The 24,544-nt window shown below is 67.7% G+C and carries 22 protein-coding genes; 16 read left to right on the top strand and 6 right to left on the bottom strand.

Annotation, left to right across the window (positions count from 1 at the left end; genetic code table 11):
* Positions 1–25 precede the first annotated feature (25 nt).
* The 9 genes from AC0IX4_RS03280 (at position 26) to AC0IX4_RS03240 (ending at position 8,783) form a co-directional block, all read left to right on the top strand.
* Positions 26–553 carry a hypothetical protein gene (locus tag AC0IX4_RS03280; protein WP_471828020.1) on the top strand — a complete coding sequence of 176 codons (528 nt, stop codon included), beginning with the start codon at positions 26–28 and terminating at the stop codon, positions 551–553.
* Positions 550–1,041 (top strand): hypothetical protein, encoded by a 492-nt coding sequence (locus AC0IX4_RS03275; RefSeq protein ID WP_471828019.1) that lies wholly within the window; start codon positions 550–552, stop codon positions 1,039–1,041. Before AC0IX4_RS03280 ends, AC0IX4_RS03275 begins: the two co-directional genes overlap by 4 nt.
* A 1,372-nt stretch (positions 1,042–2,413) precedes the next feature.
* On the top strand, positions 2,414–2,968 hold the full coding sequence (locus AC0IX4_RS03270) for a hypothetical protein (RefSeq protein WP_471828018.1): 555 nt from the start codon (positions 2,414–2,416) through the stop codon (positions 2,966–2,968).
* Positions 2,969–3,050: 82 nt separating this feature from the next.
* Positions 3,051–3,662, top strand: a complete 612-nt coding sequence (locus AC0IX4_RS03265; protein WP_471828016.1) for a GNAT family N-acetyltransferase — start codon at positions 3,051–3,053, stop codon at positions 3,660–3,662.
* A gap of 239 nt (positions 3,663–3,901) precedes the next feature.
* On the top strand, positions 3,902–4,546 hold the full coding sequence (locus AC0IX4_RS03260) for a hypothetical protein (protein WP_471828015.1): 645 nt from the start codon (positions 3,902–3,904) through the stop codon (positions 4,544–4,546).
* The gene (locus AC0IX4_RS03255) at positions 4,546–6,450 is read left to right on the top strand and encodes a type IV secretory system conjugative DNA transfer family protein (protein ID WP_471828014.1); all 1,905 of its coding nucleotides are present in this window, start codon (positions 4,546–4,548) and stop codon (positions 6,448–6,450) included. Before AC0IX4_RS03260 ends, AC0IX4_RS03255 begins: the two co-directional genes overlap by 1 nt.
* A 61-nt stretch (positions 6,451–6,511) precedes the next feature.
* Positions 6,512–6,925, top strand: coding sequence for a DUF4913 domain-containing protein (locus AC0IX4_RS03250; protein WP_471828013.1), 414 nt, complete (start codon positions 6,512–6,514; stop codon positions 6,923–6,925).
* Positions 6,926–7,159: 234 nt separating this feature from the next.
* Positions 7,160–7,768 carry a hypothetical protein gene (locus AC0IX4_RS03245; RefSeq protein ID WP_471828012.1) on the top strand — a complete coding sequence of 203 codons (609 nt, stop codon included), beginning with the start codon at positions 7,160–7,162 and terminating at the stop codon, positions 7,766–7,768.
* A gap of 40 nt (positions 7,769–7,808) precedes the next feature.
* Positions 7,809–8,783, top strand: a complete 975-nt coding sequence (locus tag AC0IX4_RS03240; protein ID WP_471828011.1) for a TAXI family TRAP transporter solute-binding subunit — start codon at positions 7,809–7,811, stop codon at positions 8,781–8,783.
* On the opposite strand, the gene AC0IX4_RS03235 is transcribed toward AC0IX4_RS03240, so the two are convergent.
* Genes AC0IX4_RS03235 through AC0IX4_RS03225 form a run of 3 tightly spaced genes read right to left on the bottom strand, consistent with a single transcriptional unit; the run spans position 8,710 to position 12,142 of the window.
* The gene (locus AC0IX4_RS03235) at positions 8,710–10,095 is read right to left on the bottom strand and encodes a sensor histidine kinase (protein ID WP_471828010.1); all 1,386 of its coding nucleotides are present in this window, start codon (positions 10,093–10,095) and stop codon (positions 8,710–8,712) included. The genes AC0IX4_RS03240 and AC0IX4_RS03235 overlap by 74 nt on opposite strands.
* Positions 10,092–10,766, bottom strand: a complete 675-nt coding sequence (locus AC0IX4_RS03230; RefSeq protein ID WP_471828009.1) for a response regulator transcription factor — start codon at positions 10,764–10,766, stop codon at positions 10,092–10,094. The genes AC0IX4_RS03235 and AC0IX4_RS03230 overlap by 4 nt, the downstream gene beginning before the upstream one ends.
* A 44-nt stretch (positions 10,767–10,810) precedes the next feature.
* Entirely contained in the window at positions 10,811–12,142 is a 1,332-nt protein-coding gene (locus tag AC0IX4_RS03225) for an MFS transporter (protein WP_222627659.1), read from the bottom strand.
* A gap of 149 nt (positions 12,143–12,291) precedes the next feature.
* Here AC0IX4_RS03225 and AC0IX4_RS03220 point away from each other — a divergent pair, with 149 nt between their 5' ends.
* Positions 12,292–12,462, top strand: a complete 171-nt coding sequence (locus tag AC0IX4_RS03220; RefSeq protein ID WP_471828008.1) for a hypothetical protein — start codon at positions 12,292–12,294, stop codon at positions 12,460–12,462.
* 265 nt (positions 12,463–12,727) lie between these two features.
* Here the strand turns inward: AC0IX4_RS03220 and AC0IX4_RS03215 are convergent, their stop codons facing one another.
* Entirely contained in the window at positions 12,728–13,507 is a 780-nt protein-coding gene (locus tag AC0IX4_RS03215; protein ID WP_471828007.1) for a hypothetical protein, read from the bottom strand.
* Between the two features lie 268 nt (positions 13,508–13,775).
* Positions 13,776–19,907, bottom strand: a complete 6,132-nt coding sequence (mobF, locus tag AC0IX4_RS03210; RefSeq protein WP_471828333.1) for a MobF family relaxase — start codon at positions 19,905–19,907, stop codon at positions 13,776–13,778.
* A gap of 194 nt (positions 19,908–20,101) precedes the next feature.
* Between mobF and AC0IX4_RS03205 the strand changes: the two genes are divergently transcribed.
* The 6 genes from AC0IX4_RS03205 (at position 20,102) to AC0IX4_RS03180 (ending at position 23,744) form a co-directional block, all read left to right on the top strand.
* Positions 20,102–20,470: a hypothetical protein gene (locus AC0IX4_RS03205; protein ID WP_471828006.1), complete on the top strand. Its 369-nt coding sequence runs from the start codon at positions 20,102–20,104 to the stop codon at positions 20,468–20,470.
* A gap of 203 nt (positions 20,471–20,673) precedes the next feature.
* Entirely contained in the window at positions 20,674–20,949 is a 276-nt protein-coding gene (locus AC0IX4_RS03200; protein WP_471828005.1) for a hypothetical protein, read from the top strand.
* 193 nt (positions 20,950–21,142) lie between these two features.
* Positions 21,143–21,517, top strand: a complete 375-nt coding sequence (locus AC0IX4_RS03195) for a hypothetical protein (RefSeq protein WP_471828004.1) — start codon at positions 21,143–21,145, stop codon at positions 21,515–21,517.
* Positions 21,514–22,497, top strand: coding sequence for a hypothetical protein (locus tag AC0IX4_RS03190; RefSeq protein WP_471828003.1), 984 nt, complete (start codon positions 21,514–21,516; stop codon positions 22,495–22,497). Before AC0IX4_RS03195 ends, AC0IX4_RS03190 begins: the two co-directional genes overlap by 4 nt.
* The gene (locus tag AC0IX4_RS03185) at positions 22,494–23,036 is read left to right on the top strand and encodes a thermonuclease family protein (protein ID WP_471828002.1); all 543 of its coding nucleotides are present in this window, start codon (positions 22,494–22,496) and stop codon (positions 23,034–23,036) included. Before AC0IX4_RS03190 ends, AC0IX4_RS03185 begins: the two co-directional genes overlap by 4 nt.
* A gap of 111 nt (positions 23,037–23,147) precedes the next feature.
* The gene (locus tag AC0IX4_RS03180) at positions 23,148–23,744 is read left to right on the top strand and encodes a hypothetical protein (RefSeq protein WP_471828001.1); all 597 of its coding nucleotides are present in this window, start codon (positions 23,148–23,150) and stop codon (positions 23,742–23,744) included.
* A 100-nt stretch (positions 23,745–23,844) separates the two neighbouring features.
* Here the strand turns inward: AC0IX4_RS03180 and AC0IX4_RS03175 are convergent, their stop codons facing one another.
* Positions 23,845–24,015, bottom strand: a complete 171-nt coding sequence (locus tag AC0IX4_RS03175; protein WP_471828000.1) for a hypothetical protein — start codon at positions 24,013–24,015, stop codon at positions 23,845–23,847.
* Positions 24,016–24,544: the final 529 nt, after the last annotated feature.

Below are 24,544 nucleotides of genomic sequence, written 5' to 3'. Positions count from 1 at the left end.
TCACACGAAAGAAGGGGCCCTGGCGATGACGGCACTGTTCATGCTGCACGACATGGAACCGTGGCCGGACAACCCGGCGCCGGGCGTGCTGTGCACTCCCACCACCTATTGGGCGAGCCCACCGGAATTCGGACTGCCACCGGAGGTGGCGTCCGAGATCGACGCCTCGATCGTCGCGGTTGGCACCGATCGGGGTGTCGAGCGCATCGCTCACCTCGGGGACGGATTCACCACTCTGGTCGGCACAGGGGATGCACCAACCGGGGCCACAGTTCTGACGGGATGCCTGGTGTGGGACCGCTACCTGTGGATGGACTACCGCACACCACCGACCGGACGGGTCCGTGTCCTCGACCTCGCGGGCCACGTAGTGCAGCAGGTCACACGGCTCGCTACAGCGCACCCCGGGTGGACCGTCCCCGAACCGCACGGGCCACTCGAGTTCCGACGGACCGACAACGACGACCGCGACGTCGATATCGTCACGCAATGGAGTGTGTGGCGCGTGGAAGTGGTCGATCCAACCCCGGTCAGCGAAAGCAGCACTCGATGATGGAACCGTTCAAAGCCAACGTCCGGGTCACAGATCACCAACTGTGGTTGATCACGCGCTTCCTCGAGGACGAGGCGATATGGCCCCCAACCGGGGTACCAGGGTTCGTTCATTTCGGTGGCCCCGGAGGGATGGTGGCCACGGGGATCGCCAGCGGGCTCGTCGACCTCGAGGTGCAGTTCCTCGATCAACTACCAGACGTGGACGACACCTGGGAGGACATCGACGAGGGGGATCTGGAAGCGCCACACGAGGGGTTACGGGTGGCCGCAGGCATGTATCTCGAGACCGTCTGCCCACTCGGGCCACCGGATACCCCCGAACGGGTGGATGCGCTGTACCGCGTGCGCGTGAGCGCGACGGGTAGAGCTGTTCACTACGACGGGACATTCTTCGACGAACCACCAGTCGAGCGATACCTGATCCAGGTGTGCCCGAGCACCGAGAAACGGGGCACCATCGTGCACAAACGTGAGTCCGGGCGTTGAGTTACGGGGTTCAGACCGACTATCAGATCGCGGCCGCCACAAGGTCGAGTCACCTTTAAGTTCTCGCTGACCATTGACGGGGAACGCCGGCCCCGCCAGGTGAACACCGATACCGAGTTCGAATCTACGCGCGAGGACGGAACAATTACTACGACGGAGCGATGTTCGACACGCTGGTCGAGGACTACCTCCAGCAACTGCGGCCGACCGGCGGCGCCGGAAGCGCCAGGCAACTCTGCGGGATTTGTTCGGGTGTGAGCGCCGCAGGCCCGCTCTTGACACTGATAACCATTGCCGATAATTGAGATTATGTCCGGTTGCGACGCCGAACCGGCCTCGCGGATCACAAGCATGAGGCGTACGGAACCCTGACGTTCATTCCGGTGCGTCCGAGACCTGACGCACCGGAATGAACAAAACGTCAGCCGATCAGCCGATGTGCGGTACCCGCAAAAGCGGATCCGACCAGTAGCGCCGCGACCGGCCCTCCCGCAGAAGCTGCCGCTGCCGCCCCCAAGGCCGTCACGATTGCAATCACGGCCCATCGCAGGGGCAGCAGCGCCTGATCGGCGCTTCGCGTCGCGGATACTGCTGCCGCTCCGTGCTTCCTTCGACGTATTCTGAACATGTCGTTCCTCCGATTCATCCATTTCGAGTGCGACACATGACGGCCTCCGGGGGCAACCGGGGGCCGTCGTCGCGTTTTTGGCCGGCTTCCTAACCGGCACTGCCGAGCGCCTGACCAGCCGCTCTGCAACCAGAGTGCACTACCGATCCGCCGTTTTCTAGCCGCGTTTGCTAGACTCGGTCGACGGCTTAACCCGTCATCGCGAAACTCTGATACGGACACTTGGAAAGTTTGCTTATGACGGGTCAAGACGTTCAGAACAAGTGGTCGAAATTTGTCGCAAAGTCGCCTGATCCGGCGTCGGCAACGAAGGTGGAAGTAGCACTCGGACGCCGGTTGGCGCGCTTGCGGGCGATGCAATCAAGTGTTGATACCGCTACCTCGTGGCTTCGACAGCTGCACACGCAGAGCAAGATCGGACCAGACCACATCCGGTTACGACATGACTTCGTTTTCCAGGACACTCCGCTGGTGGGGTCGGATCGCAAACTTCCGAACTCGAAGGACCGCCCCCCGGCCTCACGCCTCATCAGCCCTCGTGGAGCGTCACTGAGATTCGAGCTGATTGCGCTGTTCGAAGCTCAGATGCGAACACCTCCAGGTGAGCGACCGAGCAACAAGCGTCCGATCTCCGGCGAGGTGGGCCGCTTCGGAGCGTCCTGGATCGACCTCCTGGCCTCCACCGCTGGACCGTCAGGGTCGGGACGCACCACCCACACAGAACGAGAAAAGAGGGCGCGGCAGGTGCGGGAGACGGTCAAGATCCTTGCTGCTGACGACAACAGGCTGGTCTTTCTCCCCAACGGCCACAAGAGCACGGGTAGCTACGAGGGATTCAAGCTGAACCACGAAGGGGGCGTCGGACTGCACGGCACCAAACCTGCCCCGTATACCGTGCCGAGCGACGACGGTGACTACTTCACGGTGCCAGTCGAACTCTTCACAAACGGCTGGATTCACACCCTCGAAGACACCGAGATTGTTTTCCTTCTCATGACACTCCGTGAGCAACCTACGGACCCTGCGACGCAGTTCCGCATTACGGGGGCTCGACGCGTCCAGCTCTACGGAATCGGACCGCACACATACGAGGCCCACCGCCTGTTGTCCCGCTTGCAGATCGTGGAAGTGGTCGACGACACCCTGAGGTACCCGGACGGCCGCGTAGCCGAATACGACGGCCGAAACGCGAAGCCCCACCTCCTCCGTTTCACCCCTCACGGCCTATCCCACGAGAGTCTTCCGTTGCTGATCGACGAACTCGACGACGGAACGCACCAACACGAACAGCAACCGTGAACCGACGCCAGGCCGGCCCACCGACCAACGTGTCGTAGGGCTCCCACTTCCTCTTCGAGAGTTAGCGTGGCACCGTCGTTCTGTGCAGAACCAACACCCCACGTCGGACGAAGACGACACGCAATCAGAAGAGTTCCCGCGCCTTGACCCCATGACAACCGACAAACCCGTGACGGTCATCGGTATGGACAACATCGATCAAGATGCACTCACCGAGCTGCTCGTTGCACTCGACGCTGATCTGGAGCTCGAAGACCTCAAGTTCACAGACAAAACCTGGAAGAACGTCGAGGCAGTTATCGACCGGAATCGGCGGCTCCTCGATCCCAGAAAAACGCCAGTGCCCAGCGTTAATAGCAATGTCTATGAGCTGCTCGTAGCGGTCGACAACGGCAAGTACGTTGGTTTTCTCGCGGGACGACCGCTAGGAAACAACGCGGTCGTTGCAATCCTCGGACGCCTGTTGTCGGCAAAAGGACGCGGTGTGGGGAAGGCTCTTCTTGACGGCTTCGTCGATCTAGCGCGCGCGGGCGGCGCCACCCGCCTCAAAGCGATGCTGGACACCGATCCAGAAGGTAGAGCGTTGCGCGTAGAGCGCAGCGCAATGTATGGATTCACCGAGGACGAGGATGGTTACATCTACAAGGACCTGACATCCAACGTTGATGAAAGCGGTAGAAGTAACGAGTCCTGACAGCGCATAGCGCGATGCTGCCCGAACCTCGATGGTTCCTACTGACCTAACGCACATCTTGACGTGTCGGGGCACCGACACTTCACGTCACCGGGTCGAGTGCCCTATGCTTATCCCTGTTCGACCGTCGATGAGGGTCACGGTCGAGCGTCCATCCAGCACGACCGTGGTTTCTGCGCGTTCGCGTCGCGCGGAACGACCGGGTCGTGAGCTGGCCGACGCTCCCAGTGAGGCCCCTCATGTCGAACATTCGCAGTAGCAACTCGGACCACAATCGGATCGCCCGCGAGGCGTACGTCCGTGCCCGCGCCGCCGCCGTCCAGGCCGTGACCCGCCGCAGTCTCGACGAACGCACCACCCGCACCGAACGCTCACAGCGGCGCGAGTGGACGGGTGCGTCTGCGCTGGCCCCGGCGGCTAATGACGCCTCGATCGGCAGGCTTGCCGCGTACGCCGGCGCCGCAGTGGTCGCCGCGACCGCCCGCGCCGAGATGGACACCGCGCCCTCAGAGGACGCGCTGATGGCGTCGATGCGCGCCGACGCCTACGAATCGGCCTGGTACGAGCGCCTGGCCGACTCCGGTGTCGACGTCGACGACCTGCGCGCGGACTTCGACTCCGGCACCGCAGCCCCTGCACCTGAGCAGGCGGGCAGCGAGGCACTCGAGATGCTGCTCGCCGCGGAGCTCGAGACCGTCGCCGAGGACGCTCTCGACGCCGTCGTCGAACCGTCCTGGGAGCCGGTGACCCGCGCCGAGCTGGCGGCTCCGCCGACAGGTTTCGCCGCGACGGGTCAGTACCTCGACAACAGCGATGACGTCGCCGAGATCATGGAACTGAACCGCACCTGGTCTCGGAACCTGGATGACGGGGTGGACCTGTGATGGCCAAGAACGCCGCGACCGCCCGCGGCGCAGGCACACAGTCGTCGATGCTCCCGCTGGTCGGAATCCTGGCCTTGATTGCGCTGCTGCTGGTGTCCTACGGGGCACTGTGGGCCGGTCACGCCGCCGCCGGCACCGGCACCCTTGTGCCGGGCAATCCGGTCCAGGCGTTGATCGAGGTCGCGGCCGGTTCCCTGACGTGGCCGACTCTGTCCACCGTCGTCCTGGTCCCCGCCGCGATGCTTGCCGTTGCAGCGTTGACGGGTGTCGCGGTCCTGCGCCGCGGGCGTGGGACCACAGCGGTCGACGCTAAGGCCAAGCTGATGGCGTCACCGTCGGAGCTGACCGGCGTCACCGGCAATCAGGCCCGCACCCGCGCCCGACAGCTCCGCCCCGACCTCGCATCGGTGAAGACCCTGTCCGACAGGGACACCGGCGCGGTGGTGGGGCGCACCGTGCGCGGCCGGGAGAAGTTGTTCATGTCCTGGGAGGACATGCTGTTCGCCCTCGCCGGTCCTCGTATGGGAAAGACGGCAGCGTTGGCGATCGACGCGCTCTGCGGGGCACCGGGGGCGGCACTGTTCACCTCGAACAAGCGCGACGGCCACGACCACACCCGCGGAGTCCGGGAGGAACTGGGCCGGGTGTGGCGTTACGACCTCCAGGCAATCGCCGAGGGGCCGGCCACCGGCGACGACGGGTTCTGGTGGAATCCGTTGCGCTCGGTCGACTCGACCGTCAAGGCCCGCAAGCTCGCCTCCTACTTCGCCGCCGCGTCCCGCGACGACTCCGCACGGGTCGACGCCTACTTCGACGGCGGCGCACAGGAGCTGCTCGCGCAGATGATGTTCGCAGCCGCCTCGGGCGGCGGAGACCTGCTGCACGTCTATGGGTGGCTCTCCGACGAGGAGAACGAACTCCCCCAACGACTGCTGGAGCGGCACGGGCATCAGATCGTGGCGATGCGCCTGGAATCGGTCCGCGGGCTGAACCCGCGCCAGCGTGACGGCCTGTACGACATGGCCCGGCGCTTCATCGGACTGCTGGAAGAGCAGTCCTACGCGATGAGCGTGCTCCCACCGAGCCGCGTCGACCTCTCCCACGAGGGCTACATCGACACCGCCATCGGCCGCACCGTGCGCTACCCGCACAGCCTCGACGAGTTCGTCGTCGAGGACTTCGTCGCCGGCACCGACACCCTCTACGCACTGTCGAAGGAAGGCCCCGACTCGTCCTCCGCGCTGACGACCGCGCTGATCGGGTCGATCATCGACGCCGCCCAACGCACCGCACGACTGAGCCCGTTCGGGCGGCTGCGGGTGCCGATGCTCGCCGTCCTCGACGAGGCCGCGAACGTGTGCCGCCTCCCGGAGCTGCCCGCCTGGTACTCGCACCTCGGATCGCAGGGCATCTGCGTGATGACGGTGGTGCAGAACCTCTCCCAGGCGCAGCGGGTGTGGGGACAGGACGGCGTCAAGCAGCTCCTCGATGCCGCCAACTTCCTCTGGTACGGAGGTGGCCTCAAGGACAAGAACACTCTCTCCGAGCTGTCCGCGCTGGTCGGTGACCACGACGTCGAACGGTGGTCGAACTCGCGCAACGGCGGCATGTTCGCCTCCGGATCGACCTCCCGGTCGCAGTCCTGGTCGAAGGAACCGATCCTCACCGTCGACGACCTCGCCGCGATCCCCAAGACGCGTGCACTGGTACAGATCTCGGGCAACCGGCCGGTGCTGGTGGAGAAGGTCTACTGGTCCGACGGACCCAACGCCGACGGCATCCGGGTATCGCTGGCCACCTACGGCGTCACCGACACCGACCTGGACGACGCGGACGACGAGTCCGACGCCGTCGCCGCGACTGCGGGCACCGAGAAGACCGACGGTGTGGAGGCGTTCCTGTGAGCGTCGACGCCGTCGCCGCGACTGCGGGCACCGAGAAGACCGACGGTGTGGAGGCGTTCCTGTGAGCGTCGGCGCCGCCGCCGCCGAGGCCGCACCCGCCGAGGAAGCGCCGGAACGCAAGTATGCGTCCATGTTCGAGTGGTTCGACCGCTGGTACTCCCCCACCATCGCCCGCCGCCTGTCCGGGACGGCCGGCAAGAGTGGGCGCGTCTTCTGCCCGCAGTGGTGGCGGCACGACGAGGTCGTCCGACGACTGCGCGATCTGTGGCTGGCATGGGAAGTGGCGGAGGCGAGCGACAACCCGGGTGCGCCGTCCGCGTGGTGGGTGCACGACGCCGACCCGCACCTGCGGGTGCTGCTCGATCCGGAGAACGGGCCGATGTACCAGTGCAGCAAGGACAAACACACCGACACCCGGACGCTGCGGGCGAGCTTTCTCCCGCCGCCGCCGGGGTGGTTCGACGGTCTCGACTGACCGTTCCCGATACCTGACACAAGCACCACATGGGCCCTGGTGGGCCCGGCTAGACCCACCAGGGCTTTAGCGGACCGGAGATCGCGCTCCGGCCGACGACGACGATAACGGCCCCCACCGTGCGCGGTGGCCGCGGCCGGTGACGTACCGCCGACTAGGAGCGCGATCTCGTGGCCAAGAACTTAGATGACAACCAGCTCGATTTGTTCGCCGACGGATTGGACAGTGACACCTATGATCGACCCGACAACGCAGGACGTGATGAAGCTCTACCTGGAGCACGTGGGATTGCCGACGGAGCTGAGCCCGGAGGACCAGCAGGAGTTCCTCGAGCGGGAGGGCGAGCGGATCGCGGAGCGGATCGACAACATGAAGGTCCACATGCAGGAGCAGGTGTTGACCCGGTACGTGCGGGAGAACGGGCACCCGGCTCCGCACCTGGAGCAGGTGGGTCTGATCAATCAGGCGTGGGCGCAGGCGACGGACTTCGTGATCAACGAGGAGATCTACAACCAGCTCCCGGAGGACATGGAGTCGTACCCGCCGGACCAGGAGAGCGCGGAAGCGGAGCGGGACCGAGCCCGGATCCAGGTACACAGGAGCGACCCGGAGAGGTGGCGGAATCCGCTGAACTGCGCGGACCCGGACAAGGAAGCGGACGCTCTGACCAACCTGATGTGGGCGGAGAAGCCAGTGCAGTTCCGCTACTACGCACCGCACCTGATCGCGGCGAAGATCGAGGACAGCCACCCGTACCCGACGTCCCGACAGCACCCGCTGTATCCATCATTCACGAGCCTGCTCGACGAGAGGGTGGCCGAGCACGCGGCAAGCGGAAAGTAACCCGCCGCATGACGGACCGGCCCCGGCCTATGCTGAACGCGTGCTCGGCCGACGGCAGTTCCTCCGCGGGGCCGGCGTGGCTGCGGCCGCCGCCGCCCTGGCCGGGTGTTCCCGAGATACGTGGTGGCACGACGCTTCCGGCCGACTGCGCATCGCCACCGGCAACGTGGGTGCGGTGTTCGACGAGTACGGCGCGGCTCTGCGCACAGAAGCCTCGCAGGTGCTGCCGGGTGTGCGCTCGGAGGTCGTCGTGACCGGCGGCTCCGTGGGAAACGTGCGCGACCTCTCATCGGGCACCGCGGACGTCGCGTTCTGCCTCGGCGACACGGCGCTCGATGCGGTGCGCGGCGAGGGAGCCTTCGACTCCCCGGTCCCCCTGACCGCGCTGGCCCGGCTCTACGACAGCTTCCTGCAGATCCTCGTCCCGGTGGATTCCCCGGTCACGGGAATCCAGGATCTGGCGGGCGTGCGCCTGAGCGCGGGCCAGACCGACTCGGGCACCCGGTCGGTGACCGAGAGGTGCCTGGCCGCAGCGGGAGTGGACACGGCGGACGTCGACTTCGTCGCGCAGCCGCTCGGCGAGGCGACGGCGGCGCTGAGCTCCGGACGCGTCGACGCCCTGGCCTTCGTCAGCGGGTTCCCGGTGCGGGCACTGGTCGAGCTGGGCGCGCGCACACCGGTCCGCGCGCTGGATCTCGGTGGACTGGTCGAGGGACTCGTGTCGACGTGGGGTCCGCAGTACGTCACCGGTCCGCTGCCGGCCGGGCCGTACCGTCTGCCCGCCGCCGTCCAGACTGTCAGCGTGAAGACGTACCTCATCGCGACGCCGACGCTCCGGGAGGACACGGCCTACGGATTCACGTCCGTCGTCTTCGACCGTCAGGACGCGATCGCACGAACCGTGCCCGACGTCCGGCAGCCGACCGTCGCCGCCGGGATGTTCACACAGCCGGTCCCGCTGCATCCGGGGGCGCTGCGGTGGTTCCGCGATCGAGACGCGCGGGAAGTGAGATGACCGTCCGCAGGCCGGGATCGGCGGGTTCGAAGACCACGTCCCCGTCGGCGTCTCGGATGCGGAGGACGACGATCGCGAGACCCAGTCCGGTGCCCTCGACGCCGGCGTGCCGGTCGAGTCGGTGAAAGCGCCGCCCCAGCTCGGCGGCTTCGGCGGCACTGACGCCGTCACCGTGATCGCGCACCGTCACTCGCCACGCGTCGTCGGCCTGCTCCAGCGCCACGTCGACGGACCGACCCTCCGCGTACTTCAGCGCGTTGTCCAGCAGGACGTCGAGGACCGTGGGGACGAGGTCCTCCTCCAGGAACGCCGGGGCGGTGTCGACGTCCACCCGGACGGTGAGCAGATCCCCGAACAACGGCGCCCACAGCGCAACCCGCTCGCCTAGCTGCCGGGCGACGTCCACCTCGGAGGAGTGCCGGTCGAAGCCTCCCGCGCGGCTGATCTCGATCACCGCGTCGAGTGAGCGCGCCATGCGTTCGGTCTCGGCGAGCACCGGTTCGACGGCCGGATCGTCCACGGCCAGGTTCTCGAGCCGGAGCCGCAGTGCCGTCAGCGGATTGGCCAACTGGTGCGACACGTCCGCGACCAGTTCGCGCTGCTGCCGCCGGGAGTGCTCCACGTTCGCCGCCATGTCGTCGAACGATTCCGCGAGCCGCCGGAGTTCGGGAGGCCCGACGTGGCGTCCCTCGGTCGGAGTGCGGCCGCGGGACAGCTGCTCGACGCGGGTGGTCAGATCGTCGACCGGCCGCACCACCCAGCCGACGAGTGGCACTCCCACGAGCCAGGCGACGAGCGCGAGGACGACGGCGCCGCCCGCCGCGGCGAGCACCATCGCTCGCTGCACGTTGTCCCGCGCGGCCGACGTGTCCTCCAGCATGACGACGGCACCGAGGATCTGCGCGTCCCGGCCGATGGGCGTCGCGACGATCAACGGCTCGGTCTGCCACGGCCACAGCGCAGTCGGAGCGGAGGTCGGTGTTCCCGCGAGCGCGTCGCGTACCGCGCCCGCCAGACCCGGCACGTCGGCCGGCAGATCCGAGCTTGCCGGTGCGAGCACCGATCCGTCGATGTCGACGATCCACGTGCGGGTGCTCTCCGTGACCTCGCCGTACCGCATCAGATCGGGTCCCAGTGAGCTCGCGTCACCGACACTGTCGGCCAGGGTGGCGAACCGAGTCGCAGCGGCCAGACGCCGTTCGTGGATGGTGACCGCCCGTTCCTCCGCGTGGGCGGCCACGAGCGGCGCGACGAGAGCCGCCAGCACGGCGGCCGTCAACGTGATCGCCAGTGCGAGCAGCCGTCTCCTCACGCGTCGGGCTCGGCCGGAGCGACCAGTCGATAGCCGACACCGCGCACCGACTCGATCCGGGCGACGTCCTTCAGCTTGTTCCGCAGTGACGCGACGTGGACGTCGAGCGTGCGCGAGGCACCCACCCACGTCGTGTCCCACACCTCCTCCATGAGCGCGGGGCGGCTCACGGGGCGGTCCGGTGTGCGGGAGAGTGCCACGAGCAGTTCGCATTCCTTCGCGGTGAGCGTGCGCACGGAGCCGTCGGGTGCGGTGACCTCGCGGGTGTCCCGAGCGAGGTCGAAGCCGAGATCGACGGCCGGCTCGGTGGCGACGCGTCCGACACTGCGCCGCACGACCGCGTCCAGCCGTGCGAGCAGCACCGCGAAGCTGTACGGCTTGGTGACGTAGTCGTCGACACCCGCACGCAGAGCGCCGATCACGGAATCCTCGGTGCGCCGCGCCGTGAGCGCCACGATGGGAACGGGCGAGTGCTCCCGGATCCGGCGGCAGACCCACAGTCCGTCGTGATCCGGGAGCCCCATGTCGAGCAGGACTAGATCGGCGTCGTCCAACATGTCGAGCGCCGCGGTCCCGGTCGCGGCGTGCCGCACCGCCCAGCCCTGCCGACGCAGCGACTGTGTGAGTGCGTCGGCGACTCCGAGGTCGTCCTCGACGACGAGAATCTGCATCGTCAGGCCCTCCCGTCCGGCGCGGAAAGCCTATCGCACGGACCTCAGGACACGGCCGCCTCGTTCCTGTCCGCTCGGCGTGCCTGCTCGGCGTCCAGGAAGGTCGGTGCGCGGTTCTTCAGGACGAAGACGTACACGACGAGCGAGACACCGATGGCGATGGTGACGTAGATGCCGAAGGCGTCGAGCGCATCGTTCTCCTTGGCGGCCTCGTAGATCACCGGAGCCGTGCCACCGAACATCGAATTGGCCAGTGCGTAGCCGAGTCCCAGTCCCAGAGCGCGCACGTGCGCCGGGAACAGTTCCGCCTTCACGATCGCATTGATCGAGGTGTAGCCGGTGAGGATGACGTAGGTGCCGGCGAGCAGCAGGAACGACACCATCGGCGTCTCGACGCGCGGCAGCAGGTTCAGGAAGGTCCACGACCACAGCACACCCGCGATGCCGAACCCGACGAGCAGCGGCTTGCGCCCGATCTTGTCGCTCAGCAGTCCGCCGAGTGGCTGGATCACCATGAGCAGCACCAGCGCCGCGAGGTTGATCCACGTCGCCGTCATGCCCTGATCGGCGTAGGTGCTCTTGACGATGAGCGGCCCGTTGACGCTGTAGGTGTAGAACGCGACGGTCCCGCCGAGGGTCACGAGGAAGCAGATGAGCAGCTGCTTCGGGTACGCGGTGAACAGCTCGGTCATCGAGCCGCTGCGCTTGCCGTCGACCTCGGTCTGCAGGGATTCGTCCATGCTCCGACGCAGGAACAGCACGACCACGGCGCCGAGGGCGCCGATACCGAACGCGATGCGCCAACCGAAGGAGGCGATCTGCTCGTCGGTCAGGACACTCTGCTGGATCAGCAGCGTGACCTGGGCGAGGACGTGACCGCCCACCAGGGTGACGTACTGGAACGAGGAGAAGAATCCGCGCAGCCCCGGCGTGGCCGCCTCGGACATGTACGTCGCCGACGTGCCGTACTCACCGCCCGTCGCGAAGCCCTGCAGCAGACGGCATAGGACGAGCATGACCACGGCGGCCGACCCGATGGACGCGGCCGTCGGGGTCAGCGCGATGAGCAGGGACGAGCCCGCCATGAGCGAGATGCTGAACACCAGCGCGGGACGACGCCCGTGCCGGTCCGCGTACCGACCGAAGAACCACGACCCGATCGGGCGCATCACGAAGGTGATCGCGAAGATGCCCATCGTGTAGATGCCCGCGTTGGGCTCACCGTCGGCAAAGAAGCTCGACTGCAGGTACGACGCGAAGACCGTGTAGACGTACACGTCGTACCACTCGACGAGGTTGCCGAGTGATCCGCGAATGGTGTTGAACACCGCCCGCTTCGTCGAGGGAGGCCCCGCGGGGATGGCTGTCGTGGCCATGGATGGTCACCTTTCGGTCCGGTGCAGGGGATGCACCGAACGAACACTAGGTGTGACCGGCGCCATACGAGGCACGGCTGCGGGCAGTCTTTACAGACACTTTGCAAACCCGACCGAGGCTGTCGGTGGGACCTGCCACCATCGCCGACATGACGACGACGCAGGCGCTCCCCGAAACGTGCCTCGCGTGGTGCAGCACCCGTTCGTACGGGTACGACCTGCTGGGTGATCTTTCCTCGATCGCGCACAACGAGGACGCGGTGGTGAGTTCTGACGCAAACATCGCGCGCGTGATGTACTTGGTAGAACGCTGTGAGTGAGGCACCATTCCCGGGCGGAGCAGATTGTTTAGGCTGATGAGGAGAGTGCCCGGATGCACCCGGACACCCTCCCGCGTGAGACCGCCAGGGCTCAGCCCTGCACCAATTGGATGAGATCGACGACTGCGCTGCTGGCCGCCGCGAGTGCCGCGACACAGGCGACCAGGAGCCGCAGTCGCTCGCGGTGTGACGGCTGCTTACCGATCATTATCCGTTCCTCCTTCCTCGAGTGGTGCCGAGCTCGTGCATCACTCGAGGAAGAGAGTCAATTCTTCGTGACGGGGAGGGGTTTCAGCTTGTCGGTGAGCGTGTACCGATTGACCTGGGTGACTCCACTGTCCGTGTACGGGGTCACGTCGTAGGTTGGGTCGATATCGAGTAGTCCGTGCTCCTCCAGGCCATGAAAGCCACGCTCGGTCGTATCTGCGGACCACCCGTACCACTCCGGCGAGCGCTCCGACGGGAGAGTGAAGCCATCCTTCTCGTGGAGGGCCACAAGCAACATCGCCAACTCCGAGAGCGACAAGGTCTCGTTCCAGCCCTCGGTCCAGAACTCATGACGCAGCTTGAGAAAGCGTGTTTTGACGGAGCGTCCGGTCGGGCGCTCGTACGGCTTGCCGCTCCCGTTTTCACGGAGCAACCTCACTCGGACTTCTCGGTCCTTGCCTACCCGCTCTCGCTCGATCAGGTGTCTGTCCGCGAGCCTGGTGAGAGTCTTGGAGACCGCAGTTCGCGCCGAAGCCGGTTCTGCGTTCCGAGAGGTGCCGAAGCATCGCACCCACGACCCGACCGGTAGCCGTGTGCTCCAACCGTCATCACTGTCTCCGCTCGAAGTCACACCGAGGATGAAGAGGTAGGCGAGCAAGGCACGATGGTCGCCGTTGTTGACGAACACTGAGAGCGGTCCATAACGCGACGCAGCACCGCTCGGCGCCTGTACGAAAGTCTTGCGAATAGGAGTGAAGGCGCGCCTGCTCCGTGTCAGGTAGTACTCGCGGGTCTCGGCGTCAGTTGGCGGTGGTGGCTTGGTTCCGGTGCTGCTCATGCCTCAAATACTGAGCCGACACAGCTGCGCTGTCCACCACGAGCGCCACGAATCAAATGCCGTGTCAGCGGGTGCAATGACAAGCACCGTGCGAGTCCAGGTGCGAGCACACGTGAAAGCACACATGCGAGGACACAAGCCGGCTACCGGGCTCAGACAGAAATAGAGTTGCTCTCACGGGTTCCTCTAGGTGGCCGGTCGCTCGCACATGACCAAATGACTTCATCCGGCCTGACTGGCTGAGGTCACACGTCCGACTTCTAGACCGTCACAATCCAGGCCCGTTGTCGTATCGACGTTCGTGAGGCTCGGCGTCGATCCCCGGACGCCCACGGCCGACTTGCGTGGGACCGTGCCTGCGGCTGACGGTGGGTGCGTCTGCGAGACGACGTCCGACGGCACGCTCCGCGCCCTGTCGAGCCGCCTCGACGGTGAGGGTGTGGTTCTCGGTGTCGGTGACGCCTTCGATCGTTGACGCTTCCGCTCCGCGAGTGGTGGCGTTGACGGCACGGAGGCGCTGCTCGGCGTCGTGACGCTCCGTCGCGAGCGTCACGGCACGCAGTCGGCGGCGCTGCTCGGTGATTGCCCTGTCGAAGACCGCGGCGGCCGCGAGATCCGCGGCGCGGCGCTGCGGATCGGTGGCGCGGGCGGTGATCGCCGACCACTCGTTCGTCTCGGCCCCCACCCGACCGGCCGCGTCGGCGGCTGCACGCTTCGTGTCGCGGACCTGGCGGCCAAGTCGGTCGACGCGTGTCCGTGCGTCTTCGACGGCGGGTTCGAGTGTCTTGCGGTCGCGTCGCTTGGCCCCGGCCAACCGCTTGGACAGCGTGGCGTGTTCGGTGCGCGCTGCATCGTGGTCTGCGGTGATGCGGCGCAGCTCGGCGTCGAGTTCGCGGGCGGCGGTGATGGCCGCGGCCTGCTCGGCGAGGTGTGCGTGAAGCTTCTCGGTGCCGGCGACGACGGTGGGCTCGGTGCATCCGCGGCCGACGCGGTCGACGAACGCAGCGAGGTCGGCGTCCGGCACGAGGCGAATCGGGTCCTGCTGCATCCGCGCGAGCAGCTCGGCGTCGGCCGCTGACATCGCAGCCTCGGGTTCGGCCTGTGCCGTTTTCCCGGCTGCGGGCGTTGTCGACTGCACGGTCTCGGGGACCGTGACGTCCTCTCCTGCCAGGTCCGGTGATGGCTCAGCGTCCACAACGGGCACCTGAGTGGGTGCCTCCATCGCGTCACGCCGGGCGGCGGCCTCGGCGCGCCACAGCGCCGACTCGATGCGGCCGGTCTCGGCCTCGAGGTCGGCCAGCACGCCGAGGTCGATGTCCTCCGCGGCGCCGCGGGCGGCGATGACGTCGATGTTGGTCACCGCTCCCCCGTCAGCAGCGGTGATGCGCTCGTACTCGGCGGCGGCGACCTCGGCGCGGGCCCGTGCGGTGGCTGCGGCGTCGTCGGCGTGTCCGGCGCGCCAGATCTCCCGGTCCAGGGTGCGTTGGGCGAGCAGTCGGGCGTCCTCGTCGTCGCCGGCGGCCGCGAAGGCGGCGGCCACGTCGCCGCGGACGACGGCGTCGATGTGGTGCCAGAGCGCTTCGGCCTCGAACGCCGCGTCCGTCCAGTCCTTGCGGGCCTCGAGCATCGCCACCCGCGCCGGCTTCTGCCGGTCGGCCCGTTCCTGTGTGTCGATCACCAGCGGTGCGCTGTGCGCCATCGCGGGGCTGGTTCCGTGGGCGATCGCCGCACGCAGCACCCGGTGCTGGGCGGTGGCCTCGTCGAGGTCAGCTCGCAGGAGCCGGATCCGTTCGTCGCGGGTGACCGTCGGATACGGCAGGGCGACCCTGGCGTCGTCGAGCATGGCGTCGAATGGATCCACTACGGAGGGCTCTTGCTCGACGTCGACGTCGTGCGGGGCGGGGTTCGGCTCGTCGACGGGTTCGTCGCCGGGTTCGTCGTCGTACCCAATCTCCGGCGGCGGTGCGTCGTCGTACTCGCTCGGTGCGTCCAGGGCGTCGAGGGACGCGAGGTAGTCGGCGTCCGACTCGACAGGGATCGACGGGGACGCGTCGTCGACCGGCCCTGCGGCGTTGACGGGTGCGAGGAGCGTGCCGGGGTCGGCGAACTCCGCCGGCAGGACGTCGCTCGCGGTGTCGCCGATCGCCTCGTCGACGGGGGCGAGGGCTTCCTCGCCCTCGGCGGACAGCGGTTCGACATCGGGGCCGATGTAGATGCGGGCGAGGTGGTTCTCGCGCACCAGCATCTCCGCGCGCCAGGTGAGCGCCTGGGCCAGCTCGTGCGCGGGGATGGTCAGTCCGTGATCGACCGGGTCGATGCCGCCGTGCAGGAACTCGTAGGCGGTGCCGAGCAGTTGGCCGAGCGTCCACATGCTCGGGTCGGCGGCGTCGACGGTCGCCACCAACGCCGGCCAGGACGGGTCGGACATGACGCGCACCGCGGCATTCATGCCGACCAGTTCGGCCAGCACCGGCGCCCACGACGGGTCGAGGTCGGAGCCGGTGCCGTCCGCCTCGAATGCCGCCACCGACAGCTCACCGGACAGCCGCCACCAGAGGGCGGCGGCGGGCAACTCGTCCGGCAGCGGTGCTTGCGCGAGCGACGACCGCACCAGGGCGTGCACGTCGATACCCGCACGGGCAGCAGCGGACAGGCGGTCGGCGAGGACCGGGAAGTACGGGTCGCGGGCGATGTGATGGTCGAGCTCGTCGACGAACGGTCGCCACCGACCGACGGCGTCGTTGCTGGACCCGATGACATTCGTGGCTCGTCGATCGAGCGTGCGCTGGGCCTCGAGGGACGCGGCGGCGTACTGCTCGGGTCCGGTGGGTCGGCGGTCCGCGGGGTCGACGTCGTGGGCGGCGCGGAACACCGCGAGGTCGGTCAACAGCGCAGTGTCGGTCTCGGCGCCGAGGAACGCGCGCGCCCACAACGGGGCGGTCGTCGGTGTCCACGTGCGGACGTCGGCGGCGAGGGCGTCGCGGTGTGCGGTGACCGACTTCTCGCGGGCGTCGAGGTACGCACCCCACTCGGGCTTGTCCCGGAGCACCTTCGGCACAGACGGCAGCCACGGCAACGGACCGACGCCGGCGGCGTGCTGCCCCTTGGGGTCGAGTCGGAAGTCGAGGACAGCAGCCTTGTCGAGTGCCGACCCCAGTTCCTTGGACCGCACTGCGGTGCGCAGCGCCTGCACCGGGTCGCGGCCGCTCGCCCCGATGACGGCCAGGTGCCCGCGCAACGTCGGCCATGCGGCCTCGTCGGTCAGACCGGTCACTTCCGCCTCGGCGGCACCGTCGATCGCGGCCATCACCTCGGCGCCGAGGTGCGCCTCCGCGCCGGCGGCGACGGAGTGGTCGTAGGCGAGTGCGGCAGGTGAGAGGTTCAGGTGCGGGTCGTTCGCGCCCGCCAACGTCGAATGCGCCGACACCTGCGCACCATCGCGGCGCAGAATCGTGCGGAGGTCGTCGACCGCGGTCGGTGGGAGCAGCCCGCGTTCGGTCATCGCGGTGTGCAGATCACCCTCAGAGGCCGTCGCCAGGTACAGGTGGTTCTCCTGACGGCCGCGGGTGAGCGCGACGTACGCGAGCTGACGCGTCTCGTCTCCGGTGGCGACGACGTGGCAGGTATCCGCGGTCGAGCCCTGCGCGGAGTGCACCGTTCCGGCGTAGCCGAGTTCGGTCGCGCTCTGCACGTAGTCGGCGTCGAGGGTGACGGTGCGACCGAGTTCGAGGTGCCGCACAAGCAGTGAACCGTCGACGGTGACGTCCTCGACGATCCACCGGTCGCCGTTGCGGACCCAGTCGGTCTGCGAGAGCGGGTTGCGTCGGTCGTTGGATCGGGTGCGGACGGTGTCGCCGATGCTGGCGAACAGGCCGTCGGCGAGGGGTGCTTCCAGGCCGACGGGAGCGTCAAATGCGTCCAGTCGGTCCGTGCGGGCGCGGGTGTTCAGCTCGGCGACGAGTTCGCGGGTCGGAGCGAGCATGATCGCGTCCTTGCCGGCGTCGCGGTCGGCGGTCCACGCCGTGTAAGCGTCGTCGGTGGCGGCGCGGATGGAGCCGACGTGGACGCGGCCGTGGTCGATGTAAAAGCCGAGCGCGGCGTCGTCGCCCTCGCGCAGCGCGAGGGAAGCGGCACCTTCGGCGCTGTCGCGGAACCGCACCACCTGCGACAGCGACAGTGCGCCGACGCGGTCGTGAATGTCACGCAGCACACCCCCGGATGCGACAGACGCGAGCTGCTGATCGTCGCCGATCAACCGGACCGTCGCGCCGCGGTCGGCGAGTGCGGACACCGCCTCGTCCAGGTCGAGGGTGCCGGTCATGCCGGCCTCGTCGACGATGACCAAGGTGTTGTCCCCGATCGCGGAGTACCACGCGGGCACCGTCACCGGTCGGCCGTCGCGGAGGCGTCGTGTGATGTCGACGAACTTCGCCAACGTGTCTGTCGTCGTCAAGATGTCCTGACGCAGGACTGCGGCGGCCGCGGCCGTCGGCGCGAATCCGACGACACTGCCACCGGCGTTCTGCCACGACCGCGTCAGCGCGCTCATCGCAGTTGTCTTGCCCGTGCCGGCGGGAGCGAGCGCGAGCTGCAACTTCGCACCCGAGGTGGCCATCGCCCGCACTAGTGAGCGTTGCCCGGCGTTCAGGTCGCGGCCGTTCGCCGTGAACTCGAGCAACGCCATCTCCACGTGCTCGTCGTCCACGGCGACACCGTCGTTGCGCTGCGCGAAGGCGACGATGCGCGCTTCGGCGTCGAGCACGGCGGCGGTGGTCATCAACTGCGACTCGTGCCGGGTGTGGACGTCGAATCCGTCGCGTCGTCGCATCGCCTGCGGTGCGATCTCGGCCGCCGGATCCACGTCTGCGGCACCGGAGAGGTCGATCGAGGTTCCTTCCGCGCACGCGGCGTCCGTAATCGCTTCGACGAGTGCGTCGATGCGCTCGGTCGGCGGGTTGTAGGTGCGCACCTGCCGCACCGCTTCGGCGCGGATGTTGTGTCGTAGGAAGCGTGAACGGGCACGCGAGACCGTGGCCACGACGTCGTCGGCGACACTGCCGACCCACGGCGCATCGAAGTTCTTAGACGGTGCGCCCGCGGCGCGTCCGGTGATGGAGGAGACCAGCTCGGACAGCGCCTCCTCCGAGCCGAGTGTCTCCACCGCTTCGCCGCGCCACCCGCCGCGCTGCTCGGCGTGACTGACCGGTTCGTGCTTCGCCGCGCGCGTCTCCAACGTCGCCTGCTGCGCGAGGGAGATCGCTTCGATGGCGGACGGTTCGCGTCCGTGATCGGCCTGGAAGGTACAGGCCAGCTCGGCGGTGCGCGTCTTGATCGCTGCGCTGCGCGAGGACCAGCGCTCGGCCAGCCGGTCGTCCATGCCGTCGATCTCGCGCACTGGTCGCTTCGACCGATCCGCCGACGGGCGCTCAGTGAATTCCACACCGATGCGCTCGCGCATTTGCGCTTCCAGGACTGTGTTGTAGACCTCGGAGGCGGGGACGTTGTTGCGGTAGAGCGCGGCTCCGTCGAGCGCCAACCACTTCGTCGTCCCGTCGGGCAACGTGGTGGCGACTTTGTTGCTGATCGCGACGTGCGTGTGCAGGTTCGGATCCCCGGCGCGCGAGTCGCGGTGGGTGAACTGCGCGGCGATCAGACCGTTGCCATCGACCTGCGCGATTCCCCCGGTTCCGACGCGGGTGAAGCAGGCGTGCTTCTCCAGGTACTGCACGGCGGCCGCGATCGCGTTCTCGTGCGCGACTTCGATCTGCTGGGAAACCTCTCGCGGTGCGACTGCCCACAGCGCGGACACACTCTTCACCGGCGTGAACGTGAGGTCGAAGCCGGCGACGGCGGTGGTCTTCTGGCGACCGATCTTCGCAACCCACCCCGACAGTTCCCGCTCGTCGGCCGGCGTCCGCCCGAACTCCTTGGTAAACATTCTCGTGCCGACGTCGGTGCGCAGACGCGCACGCTCGGCCGTCTCGATCGGCGCGTTCCACTTCTCGCCGCGGACAAGGTTGTGCTCGACGAACGCCTCCGCGCACGCCACCCGGTACGCGGTGGCACCGGAGTCGACCTTGAACGCTCGACCCAACCGGGCGGCGCGCGCCGCGTCGGCCTGCGACGCGCCCCGAGCGATGGCGATCTCGAACATCACGTCGGCGTTCGGGTGCAGCCCTTCGCCGAACAGTGCCTTCATCTGCGCCTCGGAGACCTGCTGCCCCTCGGCAACCGAGCCCAGCTCGGCCAAGCCCGACCCGGTCCAGCGGCCCGGTGACTCGCCCTTCTCGGAGTAGTAATCGGCCAGCGATGTGGCTCCACGTTCGGTGGAATCGGCAGCCGCGACCTGCCGGGTCAGGTACTCGTACCCATCCCCGGCGGTCAGCTTGTGTAGACCCATCACAGCCGCGAACCCTACCAGCGAAAGCAGCGAACATAGCCATAGTGCATAAGGTGTGGGGGATGTGGCTAGGCGATGTCGGACGTCTGTGTTGTCGACGCGCTTGAAGGACGAATTCAGTGCGCCAGATTTCGGATTGAATTCGCTATACGGGTGAGGTCGCGTCGGTGGGCGCACAAGCTAGGTTGGCAGGCATGTCGTCCACATCTTCCCGAGTCGCGGCGCGCACTCGCGCACGTGAGGCGAGACGCAAAGTCCTCGCCTCCCGCGCCGAGCGCGACAGGGCGAACATGGACTCGCTCACCGAGTTCCTCACCGCAGCAGAGGAAGTCGAGGTTGCCCGCCGCCGCCAGGCCGGCGCCCTCGCCGCAATCCGCAAACGGGAGGGAACGCTCACCGCGGCCGCCGCGCTGGCCGGTCTCACACTCGCCGAAGCGCGCACGCTGCTCGCAGTGCTCACCGCGCCTCGTCCGGCGCACAGAGAAGTCGCCTCGGGGTCGTCGACCACGAGTCCTGTCCCGCACATCGCCGATGGTGCCGACTCATACGAGTCTGCGGTCTAGCACCGTTGCATGTGCATTCGTTGCTGAGAGATGCAATTTCAGACCATGGTCAGCGGAACACCCGAGCGTTAGACAGGCGACTTCCTGCTTGACGGCGATCTCGCGGAGCGTCGAATCGCGCGTTGTCGTACCGCTGCGGTAGACAGCGGCTTACGACATGTGCGCCGCTCCTCGTGGTGCACTCCCGACCGGGAGGACTCACCATGCTCACACCACTGGCACTGGTCGGCGGCGGACTGCTCATCCTCGGGATCAAGTACGTCGCCGAACACCGCACCGGCCCGCTCGCGTGGATCGCCGGCGCGATCATCTGGCTCGGCACCATCGCCATCGTCGGTGCCGTCATCGCCGCGCTCGTCGCGGGCGCCGCGGTGTTCGCGCTCATCGCTGTGGTGTTCGCGTTCATGATCCCGCTGGCATTGCTCGGCGGGTCCGTCGGCAACGGCAGCCGTGGTGTCTACCCGCGCCGCTACTACTGACCCCCCGAACATGCGCGCGGCGCGACCGTGCACATGTCGGGACCATGATTTACAGTCGTCCATGTTCGACCGTCGATGAGGGTCACGGTCGAGCGTCCATCACCACCGGCACAACCTCACTGCACGGCAGCTCCCCCAGTCGTGTGCATTCGGTTGCCTGTGCCGGTCGACGCTCCCGTCTCGGAAGGCCCTCATGTCTGCCATCACCACGCTCGACAAGTCCGCTGTCCTCGCTCGCGCACGCGAGGCGATCGACACCCGCACTCGGTTCGTCGAGACACTGTTCGACGCCGCCACCGACGCCGCCGCCGCGCACTCCGTGGTCGCCGACGCCCGCGGTGCCGCCGCGGGCGCGGACACTGCATTCGAGGAGGCGTACCGCGACGCGCTCGCCGCCGGATGGACCGCCGCCGAGCTCAAGGCCGCCGGCCTCCCCACACCGGCCGCACCACGCCGGTCCGGTCGCCGCACCACCCCCCGGCGCAGCAAGCCAAAGGTCCCGGTGTCGGCACCTGTCGACACCGCCCCGAGCGACGGCGCGGCCGTCGACGAGCAGGCGACCGCATGACCACGGCGATCGAGGCGACGGTATGGCGGCGCACCCCCGCCGGGGAACCCGGCCGGACACCGCTCGCGCACGGGGTGTTCGTCGACGACATCGGCGCGCACGAGTTCGTCCGCCACCAGGTGCAAACGCTCCCCGACCGTGGGGTCGACGACGTGATGATTCAACTCGTGACCGTCGACGGCGACGGCCCGGCATGCCGGACTCGCAACATCGTCGGGTCCACCGAGTCGGTTCTCCCGGATCTCGACCATCCCGACCAGGCTGCGCACGCGATCTCCTCCGTCCTGACCCACATCGCGCAGATACGCAGCGTGGACGTCGCAGCAGTGTTGGTGCTCGCCGCCGCGTCGGCGACGGCGAACGTGGGCGGCGCCGACACGTTGCTGGCTGCGTCTCCGCAGTCGGAGTCGGCGCAGCACGTCGCCGCGCTGGCGGCGTCCGGGACCGACCCGCAGTTGCCGTTGGCGAAGCGGACGTCGCCGGTGGTGCTCTACCTCGAGACCCGCGACCAACAGCTCTCCGACTACGAGATCCAAAAACTGTGGCACCGGGACCGGACGAACATCCGGGCGGCTATGCGCCCGGCCGACCTCCCCTCCGCTGCGGTGGCCGAGCTCGGCGCGGAACTGGTCGCCGTCGACCGGCTCTACGCCGCGGATACCGACGCCTACCTCGCCGCGTGGACCGCCGCCGCGACGGAGAAAGCGCGGCGGTTGGGGCTTCCGGAATCTGTGCCGGTGGTGGTGTTAACGGAGGAGACGGAGTTCTTCGACGACGGGGATCTCGAACCGATCTATGAGCACGCGTTCGCGCTCGCCCCGTTGCCCGGGTGCGGGTACGTCCCTGACACGTTCCCGCACCGGTCGCCGGACGGCAGTGTCGACGTCGAAGCGTTCATCACCGCCGAGCATGCCGCCCGCCGCGGCTATCGCGACCGCGCACGGGGGCAGGGCGGCAACGGCGAACGGGTGGCGTCGTGACCCGACACCGCCGCCTTGTCGGCGGGGTGGTGGCCGGCGCGGTCGTGGTGGTCGCCGCGACTGCGGGGTGTCTGCCCGGCGGTACCGCCGATGCGGGTCCGCCGAGCACGGTGGGGACGGTGTCCCGCGTCGTCGACGGTGACACCGTCGACGTCGAGACCGCGGTCGAGGGCACGGTGCGGGTACGGGTCATCGGGATCGACACCCCGGAGACGAACCGGCCAACCACACCGGTGCAGTGCTGGGGACCGGAAGCGACCGACTTCGCCCGGGCGATGCTCGACGGGCAGCGCGTCCGGATGGTTCCCGACGGCGGGCAGGACGACGTCGACGACTACGGGCGGGCGTTGCGCTACCTGCGGATCGGTCCCGCGGAGACGGACTACTCCGTGGCCGCGGCGGAGGCGGGCGCGGCACGCGCCTACGTCTACGACCGGAGCAACCCGCCGTCCGCTGCTGCGGACATCGCTGCTGCCGAGGACCGGGCACGGGCCGGGGGTGTCGGTCTGTGGGGGCCGCCCTGCAGCGGCGGTGCATGAGCGTCGACGTGTTGTGCTTAGCGCCTCGTGTGCGGGTCGCTGTGTCTGCGGGACGTCGACAGGGTTGGATGGCGTTCCAGACCGATCAGGACGAAAAGGATGCAGCGGACGATGAGCACCACGACGCCGACAGCGATGTCGAATATGAACATGCCCGGCTACGTCCTCGCGGCGCTGTCGTCGTTGGCTCTGGTCATCAGTGCGCTGGGTCCGTGGGCGACGAACAGGTTCCCGTCGGCGTCGGCGGCGGGAACGAGTACACCCGATGGGAAAGTCGTTCTCGGCCTGGGTGCGACGGCGCTGCTCTTGGTGTTTGTGCGCGCGGTGTTCGCATCTCGCACGGTGATGGTTCTTGCCGCGTTGTGTGGAGTGCTCGGTGCTGTCGTCGGGGTCGTGGACATCACGGACACCAGTCGCCGGATTGCAGCGGGATCCGGCGTGGTGGCGTCGACGGCCGAGGTCGGGTGGGGATTGTGGCTGACGCCGATCGCATCGGCGGGTGTCATCGTGGCGTCGATCATCGTCGCGTCCACCACGCATGCACGCTCGACAGCCCGGACAGCGCCATCGGGAGCGCGTGCGGTGACCCCGCGGACATCCGGTGTCGCCGCATCGCCGACCAACAAGCTCTACGCCGCCACCGGGATCGCTCTGCTCGTCGCCGCCACCGCTCTACTGGTCACGACGGCGATCATCGGCCTCACGTGAAGCGGCGGCACCTTGCTGACGATGGTGAGGTTCAGGCCGCGCAAAGTCCGCACTCCTCGTCTGGAGTGCGGACTTTGCGCGCGTTGGGAGATGCGACGGTTCAGCGGCTCGCGATCACCGCCCCCGCCAACCCCAGCGTTGCCAGCACGATTGCCGTAGTCATACCGGGAACCTGCACAGCTAGCGTCACGGCCGCGATCAGCGCCAGAACTACCGCCAACCGGCCGGCGGGAGTTCTCGGGCGTCGGTGCAACTCGGTACCCTCAGCCATGTGTCTCCTTTCGTGAGACTCGAGTGGTCGGCACCGGGTGATCTGAACTTGGACGGTTGGGTTCACCTGGTGCTAGGCCAAGCGTAGGGCGAGACGGTGACAGATACGGATCACTTTGCCGCCGCCCGAACCATGGTCGCCGCACCGGTCCAGGGACTTGTCGGAAAACGATGCACATCGACAAGAACATGAGCGAGTCATCCGCCGTTCACTAGCACTCTGCCGTGGCCTCATATGACGAGGTAGGGCGGTCCGTCCACCACATGGTGGCGTGATCTCTTCCTTGCGCACAACGTGCACGTTGTGCGTGAACACGCAGATGATCCTCTTCATGACGGCCTTGTCGGTGTAACGGATGAACTCACCGTGGCTGGGGATGAACTCCGCGTAGTTGTCGAAGACGTGGGCAGCTGCGCCGGCCCCTTCGATGCGATGAGGGATCACGACCGTTCTCACCGACGAACTTGCCCCTGAGCAACGTCGAGTGCTACGACGTCAATCGCCGAGGCGGGCCTTCCGCGATCGGCGC

This window comes from Rhodococcus sp. AC861, from assembly GCF_979256035.1.
Note: the sequence above shows the minus strand (reverse complement) of the source record. Positions and strands in the feature narration are given on the sequence as shown.

What these genes read in the sequence shown, in the direction of transcription:
- AC0IX4_RS03220 (WP_471828008.1), top strand. Translation starts at nt 12,292, where the DNA reads ATGACGACGACGCAGGCGCTCCCCGAAACGTGCCTCGCGTGGTGCAGC.
- AC0IX4_RS03275 (WP_471828019.1), top strand. Translation starts at nt 550, where the DNA reads ATGATGGAACCGTTCAAAGCCAACGTCCGGGTCACAGATCACCAACTG.
- mobF (WP_471828333.1), bottom strand. Translation starts at nt 19,907, where the DNA reads ATGGGTCTACACAAGCTGACCGCCGGGGATGGGTACGAGTACCTGACC.
- AC0IX4_RS03260 (WP_471828015.1), top strand. Translation starts at nt 3,902, where the DNA reads ATGTCGAACATTCGCAGTAGCAACTCGGACCACAATCGGATCGCCCGC.
- AC0IX4_RS03200 (WP_471828005.1), top strand. Translation starts at nt 20,674, where the DNA reads ATGCTCACACCACTGGCACTGGTCGGCGGCGGACTGCTCATCCTCGGG.
- AC0IX4_RS03180 (WP_471828001.1), top strand. Translation starts at nt 23,148, where the DNA reads ATGAGCACCACGACGCCGACAGCGATGTCGAATATGAACATGCCCGGC.
- AC0IX4_RS03230 (WP_471828009.1), bottom strand. Translation starts at nt 10,766, where the DNA reads ATGCAGATTCTCGTCGTCGAGGACGACCTCGGAGTCGCCGACGCACTC.
- AC0IX4_RS03195 (WP_471828004.1), top strand. Translation starts at nt 21,143, where the DNA reads ATGTCTGCCATCACCACGCTCGACAAGTCCGCTGTCCTCGCTCGCGCA.
- AC0IX4_RS03190 (WP_471828003.1), top strand. Translation starts at nt 21,514, where the DNA reads ATGACCACGGCGATCGAGGCGACGGTATGGCGGCGCACCCCCGCCGGG.
- AC0IX4_RS03280 (WP_471828020.1), top strand. Translation starts at nt 26, where the DNA reads ATGACGGCACTGTTCATGCTGCACGACATGGAACCGTGGCCGGACAAC.
- AC0IX4_RS03255 (WP_471828014.1), top strand. Translation starts at nt 4,546, where the DNA reads ATGGCCAAGAACGCCGCGACCGCCCGCGGCGCAGGCACACAGTCGTCG.
- AC0IX4_RS03215 (WP_471828007.1), bottom strand. Translation starts at nt 13,507, where the DNA reads ATGAGCAGCACCGGAACCAAGCCACCACCGCCAACTGACGCCGAGACC.
- AC0IX4_RS03225 (WP_222627659.1), bottom strand. Translation starts at nt 12,142, where the DNA reads ATGGCCACGACAGCCATCCCCGCGGGGCCTCCCTCGACGAAGCGGGCG.
- AC0IX4_RS03205 (WP_471828006.1), top strand. Translation starts at nt 20,102, where the DNA reads ATGTCGTCCACATCTTCCCGAGTCGCGGCGCGCACTCGCGCACGTGAG.
- AC0IX4_RS03245 (WP_471828012.1), top strand. Translation starts at nt 7,160, where the DNA reads ATGATCGACCCGACAACGCAGGACGTGATGAAGCTCTACCTGGAGCAC.
- AC0IX4_RS03175 (WP_471828000.1), bottom strand. Translation starts at nt 24,015, where the DNA reads ATGGCTGAGGGTACCGAGTTGCACCGACGCCCGAGAACTCCCGCCGGC.